The following is an 18999-nucleotide window of genomic DNA, read 5'->3' as shown; positions in this document are numbered from 1 at the left end:
GAGCTCCCGAAGGGGTATCTGTGATTTACAGGGCGAAAATCTCCTCGTAAAACGCCATGGTACCTTTCCAGGAGCGGGTAGCGGCCTCTTCGTCATAGCCAATCGGCATGCCAAACTCTTCGGCGATCCTATCTGCGCCAGGATTGGTGAACGAGTGCAGAACGCCGGGAAAAGTCACCAGCGTGAGGTCAACTTGCGCATCCTGCATTTCCTTGACCAGGGCGGCGACCTGCTCGGAGGGCACCATCCGGTCAGCGCCACCGGTGTAGACCTGAACCCGTGCCTTCACCACTCCGGGCTCAGCGGTAATAGGACTGCCAAGAGCGCCGTGAAGGCTGACGACGCCATCCAGATCCACGCCCATCCGGGCCATGTTCAGGACCACAGCGCCGCCAAAGCAATAGCCCTGTGCGGCAATGCGTGAGGCATCAACGCTTTCATGGTTCTGCAGAATCTCCATGGCTTTCATGAAACGGGCTTTGACCTGGTCCATGTCCCTGGTGGCTTCTTGCATGAACTTCTGGGCGGTATCCGGGTGGTCCGCCTGCTTGCCGGAGCCATACAGGTCCAGGGCAAATGCGGTGTAGCCTGCCGCAGCCAGTCTTTCTGCCTGGTCACGGGCGAACTCGTTATGGCCCCACCATTCGTGAACCACCAGAATCCCGGGGCGCTTCTGTTCGAACTCATCGTCCCAGGCCATGTAACCGGTGAAGGTGGTGTCACCGACCTCGTATTCGACGGTTTTGGTCTGCATTTCCGCCAGTGCCTGCGTGTTTGCGAGAGTCAGTGACAGGGTTGCGGCTGCGGCCGCTTTTTTCAGAGTAATCATGATGTTTCCTGCTCCTTGTGGATCGGGTTGGTTTTTGTCCGGAGTTCTACGCCTGGAACCGGTAAACCGATGCAATCAGTTGCCAAACCAGTATAGGATCTTTTGACTACACTACATGCACACACGTGCAAATCGGCGGATGCGTTGGAGGCAGTGCATGAAAATCGGTGTGCCGAAGGAAATCAAGAATCGTGAATACCGGGTAGGCATGACGCCAGCAGCGGTGCATGAGCTTTGCGGCCATAACCATGAGGTCTTCGTGGAGACCGGGGCCGGCATTGCGATCGGGTTTACCGATGACGACTACCGGCAGGCGGGGGCCAGGATTCTGGATACCGCAAAGGACGTCTTCGATACCGCGGAACTGATCGTCAAGGTCAAGGAACCCCAGGCCGAAGAACGGGCGATGTTGTGCCCGGATCACACACTGTTTACCTACCTGCACCTGGCCCCGGACAAGCCACAGACCGATGATCTGGTGCAATCCGGCGCCACCTGCATTGCCTATGAAACCGTGACCGACCACGCCGGCCATTTACCCTTGCTGGCGCCCATGTCGGAAGTGGCGGGCCGGATGTCGATTCAGGCCGGGGCTCACTGCCTGGAAAAAGCCATGGGAGGCCGGGGTGTGCTGCTCGGTGGCGTACCCGGGGTCGGCCCGGCACGGGTTGCGGTCGTAGGTGGTGGCGTTGTTGGCGAGAATGCAGTGGCCATGGCCGTCGGGCTCGGTGCCCAGGTCACGGTGCTGGATCGCAACATGGAGGTGTTGCGGCTTCTGGATCGTCTCTATGGCAACCGGATAACCACCCTGTTTTCCACGGCACAGACGCTGGACCTGGCGGTGACGGAATCGGATCTGGTTATCGGCAGTGTTCTTATCCCCGGTGCCTCGGCGCCCAAGCTGATTACCCGCGATATGATCCGGCGTATGCCGGAGGGCAGCGTGATCGTGGATGTGGCCATAGACCAGGGTGGCTGCGCCGAAACCTCCAGGGCAACAACCCACGATGACCCCACGTATATCGTTGATGGTGTGGTACATTACTGCGTGGCTAACATGCCCGGCGCCGTGGCGCGTACGTCGACCCTGGCCCTGAATAATGTGACCCTGCCGTTCGTAGCGGCGCTGGCCAACAAGGGCCCGGACCGGGCAATGAAGGAAGATCCGCACCTGAGGGCCGGGCTCAACGTGGCGGCAGGCAAGGTGACCTACAGGGAAGTGGCTGAAGCTACCGGGCACTCATACACAAACCCCGAATCCCTGCTGGGATCCTGAGCGGGAAACACTCGGAGAAACCATGAAACTGATCGGCTCCACCACCTCGCCCTATGTCAGGCGCATCCGGATTCTGCTGGATGAAGAGCGCTATGAATTCCTGAATCTCGACATCTATGGTGAAGACCGGGACGAACTCAGACGCCGCAACCCGACCCTGAGAATTCCGGTTCTCGAAGACGGTGACCAGGAAGTCTACGATTCCCGGATCATCGCCCGCTACATCAGTGCCAGGCAGGGCCGGGATCCGCTGACCTGGGATCAGCAGAACCAGCTGACCATGATCGACGGCGCCAATGACTCCGCGGTTACCATGCTTCTGTCTGAACGTTCCGGGATTGATACCAGTCAGGACCTGATGTTCTACAACCTCCAGCGCGAGCGGATCATGACCACGCTTCGCACTCTGGCGGCGATGGTGGAAGACGGTCAGTTCGAGACCTGGAACTACCCGGCGATCTGCCTCTACTGCATGGTGGACTGGCTGGATTTCCGTGATCTTGTGGATTTCACGGGCGTTGAAGGCCTCCTGGCGTTCCGCGACAGCCGCAAGGATTACCCCTGGGTTGCCGAGACCGACCCTCGCAATTCCTGATGTCCGGCGGCCGGTGCCTGCTGGTCGCCCCGACTGGCCTGATCACCAGGCCGATTTTTTCGTCAATTCTCCTTTGCACTCTTTCATTCTTGACTATAGTTAAGAACAGGGGGCGGTCGCTGATCCGACCGTTTCCGGTTTTCGTATCTCAAAATACCAACAAAGGCAAGGAAAGGGGGGTGTCCATGCTCCTGTCACATGCATTCGGTCTCTTTACCCATCCTGGTGAAGAGTGGGCTTCCATACGAAAAGAACATGAAACACCGCGCCGGGTCTATGTTGCCTATGTCCTGATCCTGGCGGCCATTGCGCCTGTCAGTGCCTATATATCGACGGCCTATTTCGGCTGGACGGTAGGCAACGAGAGGCTGATCAAGCTGACGGAAATCAGCGCATTGCAACTGAGCGTGCTGACCTATCTGGCCATGCTCGTCGGTGTCTTTGCGCTGGGGTACGCCATCAACTGGATGGCGAAAACCTATGGCGCCAGGGAAGAGCACGTGCCGTCCAACGGCATTGCCCTGGCGGCGTACTCCTGCACACCGCTGTTCCTGGCGGGTTTCGCCCTGCTGTATCCGGTGCCCTGGTTCAACGCCATCGTGTTCCTGATTGCCGCCTGCTATGGCGCCTGGCTCATGTACGATGGCCTGCCGATTGTCATGGGTATCGAAAAGGAACGGGCGGTGATGTACGGCGGCGCGTTGCTGACCGTTGCCCTGGTGATCCTTGTGTCCACCCGGGTGGGTTCGGTCATTCTCTGGAACTTTGGCGTAGGGCCGGTCTTCATCAGCGGATAGTCCGGTTCAGCCCAGCCCGAATTATTCATAAGTAGAAAAGGCGAGCCTTGCCTATCTCATTGATATAATGGGACTTTCACCAATGCCAACGACGCCAACACTGTTCGTGGCGCTCAACTCACCAGAAGTACCGCCAGTTCAAGAACGAGTGCTACAGCAATGCGGTGATTACGCGGGGCAGCCACCCTCGGTTTGATCGGTACCACGACAAAGTCTTTCCGGGCGTTTTGTAGGCAGACACGGCATTTGTCAATGGCCATTTACTTTGGCCCATAAAATCACCCGCCGGCCAGCAGACAAGCCAATGTTTTTGTGGTTTTGTTCACATACTGCGCTCTTGTCGTTATTTGCCATCCCCCTGTCGTAATTTGGCAATGCATTGTTAACGAAGCCCGACTAGGTTCTTCTGCTGGAGTAGTAACGGCAGTTATCACAGGAAGCCGAGGCTACACAGGACTAAGGCAGGGGATGACATAACAATGAAACGACTGACACGACGGGATTTTCTGAAGGCATCGGCCATGGGCATGGGGGCGGTGGTGGTTTCAACCGGCCTGGCAGGCTGTGTGCTGGACAGCTCCGATGAACGGGCCACCAGTTTTACTCACGGTGTGGCAAGTGGTGATCCGCTCGCCGACAGCGTCGTGCTCTGGACCCGCGCGGTGCCAGCGACGGGGCAGGAGCGCCCGGTGGGGGTGACTTGGGAAGTGGCCACGGATGAGGCCTTTGAGGACCTTGTCCGTTCAGGTACGGCGGACGCTGCAAAGGCCAATGACTTTACCGTCAAGGTGGATGTCCGCGGACTGGCGCCCGGGCAGATCTACTACTACCGTTTTCAGACCACTGACAGCCGTTCCGCGGTTGGTATGACCCGGACACTTCCGGAAGGTAGCGTTGAATCTGTCCGCCTTGCGGTAGTCTCCTGTGCCAACTACCCGGCTGGTTACTTCAACGTCTACCGGGAGGTCAGCAAACTGAGTGATCTCGATGCCGTGGTGCATCTGGGTGACTACATCTACGAATACAGCTCCGAGAGCAGCAGCTACGGCGCCGGCGATGCCGACGCCCTGGGCAGAACCTTTCCGGATAACAACAACCTGGAGCTGATTGAACTGGAGGACTACCGCCGGCGCTATGCCATTTACCGGGCGGATGAGGACCTTCAGTCGCTGCACGCCAGGGTGCCGTTCATCGTGGTCTGGGATGACCACGAAGTCGCCAACGACGCCTGGAAGGAAGGGGCAGAGAATCACAATGACGGGGAAGGAGACTTTGCCGAGCGCAAACTCAGTGCCCTGAAGGCGTATTTCGAATGGCTGCCGATCCGCCCGGTGATTGAGGGCAGCGACGAGGCCATTTTCCGTACCTTCCGGTTTGGTAACCTGGTGGACCTGCATATGCTGGATACCCGTATCATCGGCCGTGATCAGCAACTGGACTACCTGGATTACTTTACGGGTGAAGGACTGGATGCAGCCCGGTTTACTGCCGATGTCGGCAGCCAGAACCGAACCCTGCTTGGCGCCGAGCAGCTGCTCTGGCTGCAGGCTTCCCTGGGCTATTCCAGTGCCACCTGGCAGGTGCTGGGCCAGCAGGTACTGATGGGCCGGATGAATCTGCCCGCCGAGTTGCTGGTGGCGATTGCCAACGAACAGTTTGAAGGCCTGCCGGAAAACCTCGCGGCACTGGCGCAGCTCAAGCTGCGGGCGCTTCAGCGCGATCCGTCCCTGACCCAAGAAGAATTGGCGCGGATCAACACGGTCGCGCCCTACAACCTGGATGCCTGGGATGGCTATCAATATGAGCGGGAAGTGGTTCTGGGCACCGCCAAGGCGCTGAACAAGAACCTGGTGGTACTGGCGGGTGATACCCACAACGCCTGGGCCAATAACCTGAAAGACATCAAGGGCGACCAGGTTGGCGTGGAATTCGCCACTTCCTCGGTCACCTCGCCTGGGCTTGAGGAGTATCTGGGCATACCCGATGAGATGATCCAGGGGGCGGAACAGGCGATCAGCCTGCTGGTAGACGATCTGGACTACCTGAATGTGAATCAGCGAGGCTACATGGTCGTCACCTTTACTCCACAAGAAGCTCGGGCGGACTGGTACTTCGTGGAGACCATCAAGTCACGGGATTACCGCATTGATGCCGCGCGAACCGCTTCCCGTAGGGTGTTGCCCGGTCAGGGTAATCGTACCCTGGAGAAGGTAACCGCCGGGTAGGGTGACGAGCCTTTCCGTTTGCTATTCTGTTCTTGATGCAGCGCAAGCCACTCGGGGTTCCTTCCGGGGTTTAATGGCGATACTGCAGAGGCAGGGGGGGGTTAACGGTATGTCTGGGGCGGCGGAACGGAAAAGCAGCGAACGCCATCAGCAGGGGGCTGGATGGCACGTGCTTGAGCCTGCTGATGTCAGGGAGCAACTGAAGGCAGAGTCACCCCTGTCTGACGAGGAAGCCGGTAATCGCCTCGTCAGCTATGGCCCCAATGCGCTGCCGGAAGCGCGCGCGAAGGGGCCATGGGCGAGGCTGGGCCGGCAGCTCAGGAATTTTCTGATCTATGTGCTGGCAACGGCTGCGGTGATTACGGCCAGCCTGGGCCAGTGGGTGGATGCCGGGGTGATTGCGGCCGTGGTCGTTATTCAGACCCTGGTGGGCTTTATCCAGGAAGGAAAGGCTGAACAGGCCCTGTCGGCCATTCGCCACATGCTTGCGCCCAAAGCCCGGGTTCTGCGGTCCGGTGGCCAGCACCAGCTGGATGCCGCGAACCTGGTTCCGGGTGATACGGTGCTGCTGGAGCCCGGCGACCGGGTTCCCGCCGATCTCCGTCTGGAAAAATCCCATAACCTGAAAATTGATGAGGCCATTCTCACGGGTGAATCCGAGGCCGTTGATAAATCAACGGGCGCTGTTTCCGCAGACGCCCCGCTGGGGGACCAGTCCGGAATGGCGTTTTCGGGCACCATGGTAGCGACCGGCACCGGTCGCGGTATCGTGGTTCGCACCGGCGCCAGGACTGAAATTGGTCGGATCTCCGGCCTGCTTGCCCAGACCACCACCCTGAAAACCCCGCTGCTGGAACAGATGGACAGGTTCGCCCGGGTACTATCCATCATCGTCATTCTTACCGGCATTGCGATTTTCTTTGGCGGGCTGGTGTTCAGCGGCCTGCCATTCCGGGAGCTGTTCATGGCCGTGGTAGGGCTCACCGTTGCCGCCATCCCCGAAGGTTTACCCGCCATTCTCACCATTACCCTGGCTATCGGCGTTCGCCAGATGGCCCGTCGCAAGGCGGTCGTCCGGCGCATGCCGGTGATCGAGACCCTGGGTGCGGTCTCGGTGATCTGCTCTGACAAAACGGGAACCCTGACCCGCAACGAAATGATGGTAACCCGGGCAGTGTTATCCGGTGCCCGGCTGGAGGTGACCGGGGAAGGGTATGGTTTTGAGGGTGCGGTAAACGGCGAACAGGGACAGCAGGCGAAGTCACCCCTGCTGGATGAACTGGCCCGGGCGGCAGCGCTGTGTAACGATGCCCATGTGCATCAGGAGTCCGGCCGGGTCCGTATCAATGGCGACCCCATGGAAGCCGCGCTCTCGGTGTTTGCCCGCAAAGCCGGGTTTGATGTGCACAGCAGCTCCGCAGACTGGCCCCGGAAAGATGAAGTCCCCTTCGATACCCAGAATCGCTTCATGGCCACGCTGAACCACGATCACCATGGACACAGCGTGATTTACCTGAAAGGGGCGCCGGAACGCATTCTTGATATGTGCTCAGGGGAGGTTACCGAGTCCGGGGAGGTGTCGGGCCTGAATCGTGGGTTCTGGGATCAGGTGATCACCGAAATGGCCACGGAGGGGCTCAGGATACTGGCGCTGGCCCGTAAACCGGCGCGACCGGGGCTCAGCGAACTGGCCATCGAGGAGCTGGAGCAGGGGGCGGAGTTGCTGGGCCTGGTGGGGCTGTTGGACCCGCCCCGGCAGGAGGCGATCCGGGCCATAGCCGACTGCCACGACGCCGGAATCCGGGTCAAGATGATCACCGGAGACCATGGGGTAACGGCCGGGGCCATTGCGCGGAAGCTGGGCCTGAAAAATACCGATCATGTGCTGACCGGCAGAGAACTGGATCAGCTCGACGACAAACAGTTACGTGAGCTTGTAGGCGAGGTGGATGTCTTTGCCCGTACCAGTCCCGAGCACAAGCTGAGACTGGTGACAGCGCTTCAGGCCCAGCATGGGGTTGTAGCCATGACCGGTGATGGTGTCAACGATGCCCCGGCCCTGAAGCGGGCAGACGTGGGAATTGCCATGGGGGTGAAGGGGTCTGAGGCTGCCAGGGAAGCGTCTTCGGTGGTGTTGCTGGATGACAATTTTGCCAGCATTGCCGCAGCCGTGCGTGAGGGCAGGACCGTCTACACCAACCTGAAAAAAGGCATTGCCTTTATGCTGCCGATCAATGGCGGAGAGTCCATCAGCCTTATTACTGCCCTGCTTCTGGGGCTGACCCTGCCGATCTCAGCATTGCAGATTCTCTGGGTCAATATGGTCAGCTCCGTGGTTCTGGCCATGACCCTGGCGTTTGAGCCGGCAGAACCGGATGTCATGAAAAAGCCGCCAAGGCTCCGGGATGAGTCCCTTTTGCAGGGATTCGTAGTCTGGCGCGTGGCCTTCGTCTCATTGCTGTTCCTGACTGGCATTTTTGCCGCCTGGTACTGGGCCATGCACCACGACAGCAGTGAAACCACCGCCCGGACTCTCGCCGTTAACACCCTGGTAGCGATGGAAGTGTTCTACCTGTTTGCGGTGCGGTACCTGGACAGCCCCTCAATTACCTTGCGCGGTGTGCTGGGCACCCCCATCGTGTTACTGGCGGTGGCAACTGTGATTGCATTGCAGTTGTTGTTCACCTATCTGCCGTGGTTCAACGGTACTTTTGGCACTGAGGCGCTGAGCCTGGGCATGCTTGCCTTTGCTGCCGGGGCCGGGGTGGTGGTTCTGGTGGTTCTGGAAATCGAGACCGCGTTGAGAAAGCGCCTGCTCAGGGCAGGCCCCGGGTAATCATGGCCGGGTCACCCCGGCCTTCCACTGCGGCCAGTTCGGCACTGGACAGCCACTCGCCGGGCGGCTTATCCATAACGCTGGCGCAGGCGGCCAGGGTGTGGGCCCAGGAGCAGCCATTGGCGAACAGCATGCCTGCCTCATTGAGGGTTCCGCCCCGGTTGATGTAGCCGAGAACCCGTGCTCGTGAAGGCTCCGGGAACAGCGGATACAGGTGCCCGCGGAATACTTCCGGGCGCATGTGGGTGAGGGCAACCCGGCGGTGAATGCGATGGGGGAACAGCCGCTCACGTTCGAACTCAGACAGGCAGGCCCCGGCTTCCATGGTATCCCTGGGCTGCCGGAAGCGCCCGGGCTCCTGAATGTAGACCAGCCGGAACGGCGTCCCGGTTTCCCGCAGGCGTTCGCAGGCCCTCATAGCTTCAGACAACTGGTAGGCGCCGTTGGCTATCAAGAGCAACGGCTCGCCGGCAGACGTGTCTTCGTCCACCACCAGGGCGCCATGCCTGGCCAACAGTTCGGCTTCCCCGGTATCAAAGACGCAGGGCCGTTCGCGCTTCGGGATCACCATGCAGCTTATCCTGCCCCTTTCGCTGAACACCGATGGCAGCGAGGCGAGTGTGCTGTTGTAATCGGCCGGAAACAGCACGCGGGATACGTCGTTCATTTCCCCGAGCAGGCTTTCGCAGAAGGTGGTGTCCTGATGGGATTGTTCGTTCTTGCCGTTTTCCCAGGTATGGGACGTGGCAATGACCGGCAGGCCAAGCCAGCGTGCCGGCCGGCCCACCTCTTTCTGGTGCCGGGCAAAGGTTAGCTCCTGGCGGATGGCGCCGAGCATTTTCACGCAGAAGGCCTCGTAGCTGGCCACCAGGTTAAGCCCGGCCTTGTTGGCCAGGCAGGCTGAGACCACGGCTTCCTCGTTAAGGGCAGTGATAATCTTGCCGTGGACCGATTCCTGGTCGCTCTCAGGATCGTTTACCCGGTGTTTCAGGCTGTCCAGAACTCCACCGAGCCGGTTGCTGGCCAATTCATCCGGGTTGCCCACACGGGGTCTCAGGCCGGGATTCTCTGCCACGAGTGCCCGGAAAAAGTCTTCCACCGCCTTCATTGGCGAGGTTCGCTCCGGATTGGCTGGCAGTTTCGGAATCACCGGATCCGGCGGATTCCGGGTTGCCAAGGGGTGATCCCGCTCAAGCGGGCGGGCCTGTTTGGCATGCTGGTTCAGCGCGGCAATGCAGTCTTGGAGCTCATCCGGCGCGACCCATAAACGGGCGGAATGTTCGTTGAACCGTTCCCGGGCCCGGGCATCCATACGTGGATTGCCCGGAAGGGGAAGGTTGTGGGCAGCATTACTGCCGGCCCCGAAAAAACCGTAGCCCTTGACCGTCTCCGCAATACCATAGGGCACCCGCACCGGGTAACGGCTTTCGCCCCTCTGGGCCGCCTCGCCATTGGCGGCAAGTGCCTGTTCCATTTCATACAGGGCACAGACAAAGGCCGCAGGGTCCCGGCCATCAAAACGGAAGGGTACAAAACCGCGATGCTCCAGATGGGCTTCAAAGCGCTCAAGCCCCTCTCGGGTGCCCAGTTCGGTGCGCTGCTCAATACGCCGGCCGTTGGCAATCATCACCGGCATCACGGCGCCGCAGTCTTCCGCCCGCCACCAGCGGGGAATCCAGTCGCTGCCCCGTTGCTCTTCGGCGGCACCGTCTGACAGGAAGGCCACTAACGATTCCCCGGGCAATGGCATATGGGCATACTGAAGCTCGGCGAACCCCAGATAGCCGCCTTCCAGTATGCCGCCGGCTGTATGTGGATTGACATGGCTTCCTAGCGGCGCCGCCATGGTTCCGTCCGGTTTCTGGCGGTAACTGTAGAAATCGGACACCAGCGCCGAGAGCCCGTCCGGCCCGCGATAACGCCCGGCTTGTTCTGGATGAAGATTGCCTGTGAGGACATTCAGGGCATCCACCGCCGCCACGCAATGGCCCTGGCCCATCAGCCAGCTCCGGGTCCGACCGGTCAAATTGTTCAGCGCCAGATAACCGGCATAAGCCGGCACCATGTTCAGCGCGCCGCCTGTGTGGCCTTCGGGATTGGTCTTGAAATCCTGGGGTGCCAGCGGCTGTCCCGAGACATCGACCCGGCGGGCATAGGTCATATGAACCACCAGCCAGAGCCCGGCGCTGGTGAGCCGGTCCAGATCCGCAAGCCGGCGATACACTGTTGCCGCATCCGGCTGGTGCCCGGCAGCGACCAGATGCTCCGCCAGAACCCTGACCTGGTGTCTGGTTGCTTCGCTGTGCTGGACAACACCATAGCCGTCGCACCAGCGCCGGTAATCGGGGCAGTCCGAAGCGGTGTTGTCCACCGGTGCTGATTGAGTTGGCGATGGCACGAAAGGCCTCCATGGCGTCAGTATGTCAGGGGATTTTAAGACCACCGCCGGGTAGAGCCATTGATGCAGGTCAGTCGGAAATACATCTTTCCTGTAAAGCTTTTTGCCTCCGGGGGAGCGCAGGTCGGTGGGAAGCCCTGTCCAAAATACGCTGTGAATACGTTCCTGTACGCTCGGCTCCGCCATCCATGGCTCCGCACGATTCTGGACAGGGCTTCCCACCGGCCTGCACCAGGCCTGGGAATAGACTTCCCGTTGCCGAATGTCATGGTTTCTGAGAGTCTGGTCAGATAAGGCATCTGAAAAGGAGACTCCCATGACGCAAAACAAGAATCAGGACAAGCGCCGGAAATATTCGGCACCCGTGGTCGATGGCATTGGCAAATCGGCCAGTCGCGCCATGCTTCGGGCGGTCGGGTTTACCGATGAGGATTTCAGGAAGCCCCAGATCGGTATTGCGTCTACGTGGAGTAATCTCACGCCCTGCAACATGCACATCAATCAGCTGGCCGAAGCGTCGGCGGCCGGTGCCGATGAGGCTGGCGGCAAGTCGCTGATCTTTAACACCATCACCGTATCCGATGGCATCGCCAATGGCACCGAGGGCATGAAGTACTCCCTGGTGTCCCGGGAGGTGATTGCCGATTCCATTGAAACCGTGGCCGGCTGTGAAGGGTTTGATGGCCTGGTGGCCATTGGTGGCTGTGACAAGAACATGCCGGGCTGCATGATGGGACTGGCTCGCCTGAACCGGCCGTCGGTGTTTGTGTATGGCGGCACCATCATGCCCGGGGAGAACCACACCGATATTATCTCGGTGTTCGAGGCTGTTGGAGCCTACGCCCGAGGCGATCTGGACCTGATTGAGGTCAAGCAGATCGAGGAAACCGCGATTCCCGGGCCCGGCTCCTGTGGCGGCATGTACACCGCCAACACCATGGCGTCGGCCATTGAAGCCATGGGTATGAGTCTGCCGGGCAGTTCCGCCCAGAATGCCGTGTCGGACACCAAGGCGGCGGATTGCCGGGGTGCCGGGGCGGCGGTGCTGAACCTGCTGGAGAAAGACATCAAACCCGGCGACATCATGACCCGGGAAGCCTTCGAGAATGCCATCACCGTGGTGATTGCCCTGGGCGGTTCCACCAATGCGGTGCTGCATCTTCTGGCCATGGCCAGCACGGTGGGTGTGGATCTGGGACTGGAGGATTTCGTAGAGATCGGCAAGCGGGTGCCGGTGCTGGCGGACCTCCGGCCAAGCGGGCATTACATGATGTCGGAGCTGGTGGCCATTGGCGGTATCCAGCCGCTGATGAAGATGCTGCTGGACCGGGGCCTGCTGCACGGAGATTGCCTGACCGTGACCGGCCAGACCCTGGCGGAGAATCTGGCGGATGTGGCACCCTATCCGGAGGGGCAGGCCATCATCCATGCCTTCGACAACCCGATCAAGGCCGACAGCCATCTGCGCATCCTGTTCGGGAACCTGGCGCCGACCGGCGCGGTGGCCAAGATCACTGGCAAGGAAGGCACCCGTTTCACCGGCCGGGCCCGGGTATTCCATTCCGAAGAAGAGGCCCAGGAGCGGATTCTGGATGGCACGGTAGTTGCCGGCGATGTACTGGTCATCCGTTACGAAGGGCCAAGAGGAGGGCCGGGTATGCGGGAAATGCTCAGTCCCACGTCTGCCATCATGGGCAAGGGTTTGGGCAGCGACGTAGCCCTGATTACCGATGGCCGGTTTTCCGGTGGCAGCCATGGATTTGTGGTTGGCCATATTACGCCAGAAGCGGCCGAGGGCGGTCCGATTGCGCTGGTTGAGGATGGCGACACCATCACCATTGATGCGGTCAGTAACCGGATTGAACTGGGTGTCTCGGATGGAGAACTGGAGCGGCGCCGGCAGGCCTGGCAGGCACCGGTCCCGCGATTCACCCGGGGCGTGCTGGCGAAATATGCCCGCACCGTAAGTTCGGCGTCCAGGGGCGCCATTACCGATCTGCCATGAACTGATGACACCTGACTATCGCTGCTATAATCCGGCGCTGGTGAGGACGTAACTGGCTGGACAGAAGACGACAGAAGGGGCTTTGATGCATGGGTAACCGGAGTATGGCGATTGGTTGGGCGTTTTTTCTGATGTTGGCGCCCTGGCTCTCGCAGGCCCATCAACAGAATTCATCCGCCAACGCTCTGTCATCAGCGAAGGAAGCGGGTCCCAACTTGGCATCGGTGAATGCCGCGGTTGCGGTGGCCGGCGCCGACGAACTGATTTTCGGCAAAAACGCGGATCGATCCGTGCCCATTGCCTCGATCACCAAGGTCATGACGGCGCTGGTTGTGCTGGAATCCGGAGAGCCGCTGGATGAATGGCTGACTTTTCACCAGCGCCACACCCCGGCCGCCGCCAACGCCTACAGCCGGATCCGTATTGACTCGCAGATGCGCCGTGCGGACGTGCTGAGAATCGCGCTGATGTCTTCAGAGAATTTTGCGGCCTACACCCTGGCCCGCAGCCACCCGGGCGGTTTTGATGCGTTCATCGAGTCGATGAACGCCAAGGCCCGGGAGCTGGGCATGACTGGAACCCACTTCGTAGACCCAACGGGGCTGTCATCTGACAATGTCTCCACCGCGTCCGATCTGGTTAAACTGGTGAACGCAGCCACCGCCCATCCCGAGATCGGTAAATATTCCACGACCGACTATTTCCGGGGGCAATTCCGTAATCCCCGGTACAGCCTGTCTTTCGGTAACACCAATGCCCTGGTTCACAGGGACAGCTGGGGCGTGGCTCTGAGCAAGACCGGCTATCTCTCTGAGGCCGGGCGTTGCCTGGTGATGATTTCGCAGATGAACGGCAAGGAAGTGGTTACTGTCTTGCTGGACTCCCTTGGTACCCGCTCTCCCATGGGTGATGCCGGGCGGATCAGGCGCTGGCTGGACACCGGGGCCCGGGGTTCGGTGGCGGCAGCGGCCCGGCGCTACGAACAGCAGAAGAACGCGGCCTATGCGACTGCCGGTAACAGCACGGTCAGCGTGAACTGATCCTGGACCCTGAAAGGAATCCCGTCATGATCCAGATCTTCACCACCGGTGGCACCATCGACAAGGTGTATTTTGACGCCAACAGCGAGTTTGAGGTGGGCCACAGCCTGTTGCCGGAGGTGCTTTCGGAATCCAATATCCACGGTGGTTACCGACTGCGTGAGTTGATGCGCAAGGACAGCCTTGAGATGAACGACGAGGATCGGCGGCAGGTACTGGCGGCAGTCAGCGAATGCGATTGTGACCGAATCATTATCACCCATGGCACTGATACCATGGCCGATACCGCAGCGGTGTTATCCAGCCTGAAGGACAAGACCATTGTCCTGACCGGTGCCATGCAGCCGGCCCGCATGCGCCGGACCGACGCGGTTTTCAATGTCGGTTTTGCCTGGGCGGCAGTGCAACTGTTGCCGCCCGGTGTCTATATCGCCATGAACGGTGAGGTATTCGAAGCCGGTGCGGTGCGGAAAAACCTCCAGGCCCAGCGTTTCGAACGCACCTGACTTCAGGCCAGGCTGTCTTTTTCCTCGCGGGTCAGTTCCCGGTGTCCGCCGGGGCCCAGCTCCGGGTCCAGCGTGACACCGCCGATCCGCAGGCGGTGTAGTGCCTCGACATGGTTGCCGACCGCCGCCAGCATGCGCTTGACCTGGTGGTAGCGCCCCTCTGAAATCGTCAGCTCGATGATTCTCTCTTCCAGAATGGCCACTTGCGCAGGCCTGGTGGGTTTGGGCTCATTGTGAAGGTACACCCCCTGCTGCAGTTTCCGAACCGCCATGGTGGATAGCGGTTCGCTCAGGGTTACCCGGTATGTCTTGGGGCAATCCGTGCGGGGCGAGATGATCCGGTGGGACCACTGGCCATCGGTGGTCAGCAACAGCAAGCCGGTGGTATCCGCATCCAGGCGACCGGCAATGTGGAGGTTACGGGCCAGATTCGCGGGTAGCAGGTCCAGTGCGGTTGGATGGTCGCTGTCGGTGGTGGCGCTTACCACGCCTGCCGGTTTGTTCATCATCAGGTAGCGCTTGCCCGGCAAGGTCAGCGGCGTTCCCAACAACGCCACCCGCTCATGACCGGCCAGCTTCGTGTTGGCACCTGTGCAGGTTTGCTCATTCACCGTCACCTGGCCCTGGCTGATGGCCCGTTTGGCCTCCTTGCGGGAAAGTTCTGTGCTGTTGGCAATAAACTGGTCCAGGCGCATGGTGTTCAGCAGTGTTGTCCCGGTGCCCGGGGTGACCTGGGTTCTGGAATCCATGTCAGATCAGTCTCGCATAAAACGGTTACCTGCAATAGTAGGCTGCCGGCTGTGCAGTGGATCACTGGCCCGCCGGTATCTCCAGTTCTGCAAGAACCGACTCACCGGGGTAGCCATCTGCCACCAGGTTGTTGGCGGCCTGGAACTGGCGAATGGCAGAGCGGGTTGCCGGCCCCATAATGCCATCGGGCTTGCCAGGCTCATAACCCCGTTGCTGCAGGGCCTCCTGAAGGCGGATGATGCTGTCACGGGAGAGGGCCGGCGCATCCTCCGGCGGCGGGTTCTGCAACTTGCCGGCGCCGGCGATCCGGTCTGCCAGATAACCAACCGCGATGGCGTAGAATTCCGATTGGTTCCAGCCCATGATCACCCGGAAGTTGTCGTAGGCAAGAAAGGCTGGGCCCCGGTGTCCGGCGGGCACCACCAGGGCCGCATCAATGGGTTCCCGGGCCAGTGCATCGCCGAACGCATCGGTAATGCCCATCTCCCGCCACTGTGCCAGCGGCAGTCGCCGTCCGTCTGCCAGGGAGTAGTCGAAGTTGTCGGGCAGAAGTACTTCCCGGCCCCAGCGGTAGTCGCCGTTCCAGTTCATGGATTGCAGAAACTTGCCGGCGGACATCATGGCATCCGGCAGGCTGTTCCAGAGGTCGCGGCGCCCGTCACCATCGGCATCCACGGCGTGCTTCAGGAAAACCGTGGGCATGAATTGCACATGGCCCATGGCACCGGCCCAGGAGCCTTCCATCTGATCTGCCGGTATGGCGCCTTCATCAATGATGCGCAGGGCGGCGATCAGTTGTTCGGTGAAGAAGGTGCTGCGGCGGGGATCGCAGGCCAGGGTGGTCAGGGAGCTTGGTACCGGCATTTTACCGAAATAGCTGCCAAAGTTGGTTTCCAGTCCCCAGAAGGCCACCAGATAGGGCGCCGGCACGCCCGTTTCCCGGGTCACACGGCCCAGCAGCTCCCGGTGTTCCTCCAGCAATTCACGGCCCTTGCTGACCCGGGCATCGTTAACCCGCCGGTTCAGATAATCGGCAAAGGTGGTCGTGAATTCCGGTTGCCGGCGGTCCAGTTCAATGACCCGGCCCAGGTGCTCAGCCCCGGCCATCACTTCGCTGGCGGTCTTGCTGTTGACTCCGGCGGCAATGGCCTGTTCCTGCAGCCGGGCCTTGCATTCGGAAAAACCGGCAGGTGCCGATGCCGCGCTGTCCTGGGCGACGGTGGGCAGTGACAGAAGTGATAAAAAACCGGAAACCAGTAAGCCGCGGGCAAGGCCGCGAGGGTGCAGAATCCTTGCAGGTGTGGTCAGCACACAGAACCTCTATCAGGGTAATGGTGGTGTGAAAATTCCGAACCCCATGGTAGCGTGTTTTTACGCCGGAGAAACATTGTCTGGGGCCAGGAGGAGTGACAATTCTTTAACCTGCCGGTTCCCGGCAAACCGCATTTGTCGTCTTTTTGTTGCAGGCAGGTTTCCGGCGTTGGCCTTTGTTCTATAGTTGGGGCATTAACCCGGGTGGTGGAGAGCGGAAGGTTGCAATTATGGTAATGCTGAAAGCGCTGGTGGTGGACGACGCCAGCTTTGTACGTGATCTGGTCAAGCGAACAGTGCGCCAGCGCTTTCCGGTGATCGAGACAACCGATGCCCAGAACGGCCGGCGGGCCCAGTCGCTGATGTCCCGTACGGCGTTTGATCTGATCCTGTGCGACTGGGAGATGCCCGAGATGTCCGGGTTGGAGCTGTTGCAGTGGATGCGCGAGCAGCCCCAGTACGAGAAGGTGCCGTTTATCATGATCACCAGCCGGGGCGATAAGGATCATGTGATTGAAGCAGTCAGGGGAGGCGTTTCCGAATACCTCGGCAAGCCGTTCAGCCCGGATGGCCTTAGCAGGAAAATCATCAAGGTCATGGGGCGAAAACTGCAGGACGCCATGGATCACAGCGGCAAGTCCATGGCCAGCGCGGCGGACGCATTCAAGGAGTCCGCGACCTTGCTGACTCGCAAGCAGGAGCCGGCCACGGCGCCGGAAACTGCTGGGAAACCGGCCCGGTCATCGCCCTTGGTGCCCGGCAGCCGGGCAATTCCGAGACAGACTCCGGCCCGGGGCGCGATGAGCCTGGCCTCCGTCCGCTTTGCCGAAAGTACCCTGAAATCCGTGGTCAAGGACATCAACCTGACCGAGGTCCGGGTGGTTGCAAAGCGGGATCAGGTGTTTCCCGGCATTCTCGATCAGGCGGTCGTGGACATTGAAACGGGCGAGGGTCAAATGGCCCGGCTGAATGGCTACGTGCATCAGTTACAGGCGGTAGACAAGCGCCAGGATACCGACTTTGTCAGCGTGACCATCCGCTTTGTCGACGAGGATCCCAAAAAGCTGGAAGACCTGTCCCGGTTTATCGCCCGTTTCCGTGCCTGCAAGCGCTAGTTTCCGGTCTTCTCCGGTACCCGCTCGACCAGCCTGTCCCTGGGGAAATGGCAGATGAATTCGCTGCCTTCGCCAATGCGGCTGCGTATTTCCAGATTGCCATCGTGATTGAGCAGCACGTGTTTCACGATCGCCAGACCCAGCCCGGTGCCTCCGGTGTCCTTGTGCCGGCTCGGATCAGCCCGGTAAAAGCGTTCCGTCAGACGAGGGATGTGCACCGGATCAATGCCGATCCCGGTGTCTTTCACGGACAGGTGCGCGCCTTCCCGGTTGGTGGACCAGGATACGGTAATTTTCCCCCCGGCTGGCGTGTACTTGACGGCATTGAAGATCAGGTTTGAGAAGGCGCTGCGCAACTGGCTTTCATCACCTTTCAGTAACCGGTGGTCACCGACCTGAACCCTTATCTCGTGCTGCCTGTCGCCACTGAGCGCCCGGGCATCGTGGCTGATCTGGCTGATCAGCTGGTCCACGTCGGTGAGGGTGTCATTCACTGTCTGCTCACCGGTTTCAATCTTCGACAGCAGGATCAGATCCGTAATCAGGGCTTCCATCCGGGACGATTGGGCTGCCATTGTGTTGATGGCGCGGCGCCACTTTGGCGGCAGGTCCCCGGCGTTGTCGACCAGGGTTTCCAGGTAACCGCTGATTACCGTGAGCGGTGTGCGCATCTCATGGGAGACATTACCGACGAAGTCCCGGCGCATCTGCTCCAACTGGTACAGCCGGGTCACATCCTTGGCGACGATCAGACGGTCGTCATCGCCGAACAGGCTGATCTGGATCTGCAGGTGAATGCGGGGTTTGGCTGGCGAGTGTATTTCCAGCGGTTCACGATAGTCCCGGGAATCGAAGTAGCTCTTGAAGGCAGGGGTACGAATAAGATTGTGAATGTACTGGCCCTGGTCAGTGTTGCGCCGGAAACCGAGCAGGTATTCCGCGGAGCCATTCCACCATTCCATGGCGCCCCGGGAATCGGTCATGATCACCCCGTCGCGCATGGCGTTGGTGGACTCCTGCACCCGGTTTATCTGGGCACGCAAGCGGTCCTGGGTTTTCAGATGATTCTGGTGCAGTTTGTGGAGATTGTCGAAGATGTCGCCCCACAGCCCGATGCTCTGGGGCGCTTCGTCGGTAGCGCTGGGTTTGGCCAGCCACTGGTGCAGGCGTCGTGCCTGAACAAGCGTCCACCAGAGATAGATCACCAGTCCGAAAGTCAGCCCGTAAACAGGCTCGCCGAAGTAGAGGCCGACCAGCGTGGAGCCGAGCAGTCCGCTGAGGATATGGCGCAGGTACCGAGACCCGTTGTGTTGCAT

The 18999-nt window shown here is 60.3% G+C and carries 14 protein-coding genes; 9 read left to right on the top strand and 5 right to left on the bottom strand.

The annotated features are described in order from the left end of the window. Positions 1 to 25 precede the first annotated feature (25 nt). Entirely contained in the window at positions 26 to 829 is an 804-nt protein-coding gene (locus QPL96_RS05185; RefSeq protein ID WP_303286037.1) for a dienelactone hydrolase family protein, read from the bottom strand. A gap of 157 nt (positions 830 to 986) precedes the next feature. Here QPL96_RS05185 and ald point away from each other — a divergent pair, with 157 nt between their 5' ends. The 5 genes from ald to QPL96_RS05160 all read left to right on the top strand — a co-directional run bounded on the left by ald (position 987) and on the right by QPL96_RS05160 (position 8558). After that, complete coding sequence (gene ald, locus QPL96_RS05180) at positions 987 to 2105, top strand: alanine dehydrogenase (RefSeq protein WP_303286036.1); 1119 nt, start codon at positions 987 to 989, stop codon at positions 2103 to 2105. A gap of 22 nt (positions 2106 to 2127) precedes the next feature. Next, positions 2128 to 2700 (top strand): glutathione S-transferase family protein, encoded by a 573-nt coding sequence (locus QPL96_RS05175; RefSeq protein ID WP_303286035.1) that lies wholly within the window; start codon positions 2128 to 2130, stop codon positions 2698 to 2700. Between the two features lie 185 nt (positions 2701 to 2885). Continuing rightward, positions 2886 to 3497: a Yip1 family protein gene (locus tag QPL96_RS05170; RefSeq protein WP_303286034.1), complete on the top strand. Its 612-nt coding sequence runs from the start codon at positions 2886 to 2888 to the stop codon at positions 3495 to 3497. Positions 3498 to 3976: 479 nt separating this feature from the next. Continuing rightward, positions 3977 to 5722: an alkaline phosphatase gene (locus QPL96_RS05165; RefSeq protein ID WP_303286032.1), complete on the top strand. Its 1746-nt coding sequence runs from the start codon at positions 3977 to 3979 to the stop codon at positions 5720 to 5722. A gap of 169 nt (positions 5723 to 5891) precedes the next feature. Continuing rightward, entirely contained in the window at positions 5892 to 8558 is a 2667-nt protein-coding gene (locus tag QPL96_RS05160) for an HAD-IC family P-type ATPase (RefSeq protein ID WP_303286030.1), read from the top strand. On the opposite strand, the gene QPL96_RS05155 is transcribed toward QPL96_RS05160, so the two are convergent. Then, entirely contained in the window at positions 8539 to 10956 is a 2418-nt protein-coding gene (locus QPL96_RS05155) for a xylulose 5-phosphate 3-epimerase (protein WP_303286029.1), read from the bottom strand. The two genes, QPL96_RS05160 and QPL96_RS05155, sit on opposite strands and share 20 nt — an antisense overlap. A 316-nt stretch (positions 10957 to 11272) precedes the next feature. Between QPL96_RS05155 and ilvD the strand changes: the two genes are divergently transcribed. The 3 genes from ilvD to QPL96_RS05140 all read left to right on the top strand — a co-directional run bounded on the left by ilvD (position 11273) and on the right by QPL96_RS05140 (position 14507). Beyond that, positions 11273 to 12961: a dihydroxy-acid dehydratase gene (gene ilvD / locus QPL96_RS05150; protein ID WP_303286027.1), complete on the top strand. Its 1689-nt coding sequence runs from the start codon at positions 11273 to 11275 to the stop codon at positions 12959 to 12961. Positions 12962 to 13050: 89 nt separating this feature from the next. Continuing rightward, positions 13051 to 14001, top strand: a complete 951-nt coding sequence (gene pbpG / locus QPL96_RS05145; protein WP_303286025.1) for a D-alanyl-D-alanine endopeptidase — start codon at positions 13051 to 13053, stop codon at positions 13999 to 14001. Between the two features lie 26 nt (positions 14002 to 14027). Further along, positions 14028 to 14507, top strand: coding sequence for an asparaginase domain-containing protein (locus tag QPL96_RS05140; protein WP_303286024.1), 480 nt, complete (start codon positions 14028 to 14030; stop codon positions 14505 to 14507). Positions 14508 to 14509: 2 nt separating this feature from the next. Here the strand turns inward: QPL96_RS05140 and QPL96_RS05135 are convergent, their stop codons facing one another. Both QPL96_RS05135 and QPL96_RS05130 read right to left on the bottom strand, forming a co-directional pair. Further along, a complete protein-coding gene (locus QPL96_RS05135) occupies positions 14510 to 15202 on the bottom strand; it encodes a pseudouridine synthase (RefSeq protein ID WP_303286143.1) in 693 nt (230 codons plus the stop codon). A gap of 115 nt (positions 15203 to 15317) precedes the next feature. Beyond that, complete coding sequence (locus QPL96_RS05130) at positions 15318 to 16568, bottom strand: lytic murein transglycosylase (protein ID WP_303286022.1); 1251 nt, start codon at positions 16566 to 16568, stop codon at positions 15318 to 15320. A gap of 230 nt (positions 16569 to 16798) precedes the next feature. Here QPL96_RS05130 and QPL96_RS05125 point away from each other — a divergent pair, with 230 nt between their 5' ends. Then, entirely contained in the window at positions 16799 to 17683 is an 885-nt protein-coding gene (locus QPL96_RS05125; protein WP_303286020.1) for a response regulator, read from the top strand. Here QPL96_RS05125 and phoR read toward each other — a convergent pair. Further along, positions 17680 to 18999, bottom strand: coding sequence for a phosphate regulon sensor histidine kinase PhoR (phoR, locus tag QPL96_RS05120; protein ID WP_303286019.1), 1320 nt, complete (start codon positions 18997 to 18999; stop codon positions 17680 to 17682). The two genes, QPL96_RS05125 and phoR, sit on opposite strands and share 4 nt — an antisense overlap.

It is taken from the genome of Marinobacter sp. SS8-8 (assembly GCF_030540945.1).
Classification (GTDB): domain Bacteria; phylum Pseudomonadota; class Gammaproteobacteria; order Pseudomonadales; family Oleiphilaceae; genus Marinobacter.
Note: the sequence above shows the minus strand (reverse complement) of the source record. Positions and strands in the feature narration are given on the sequence as shown.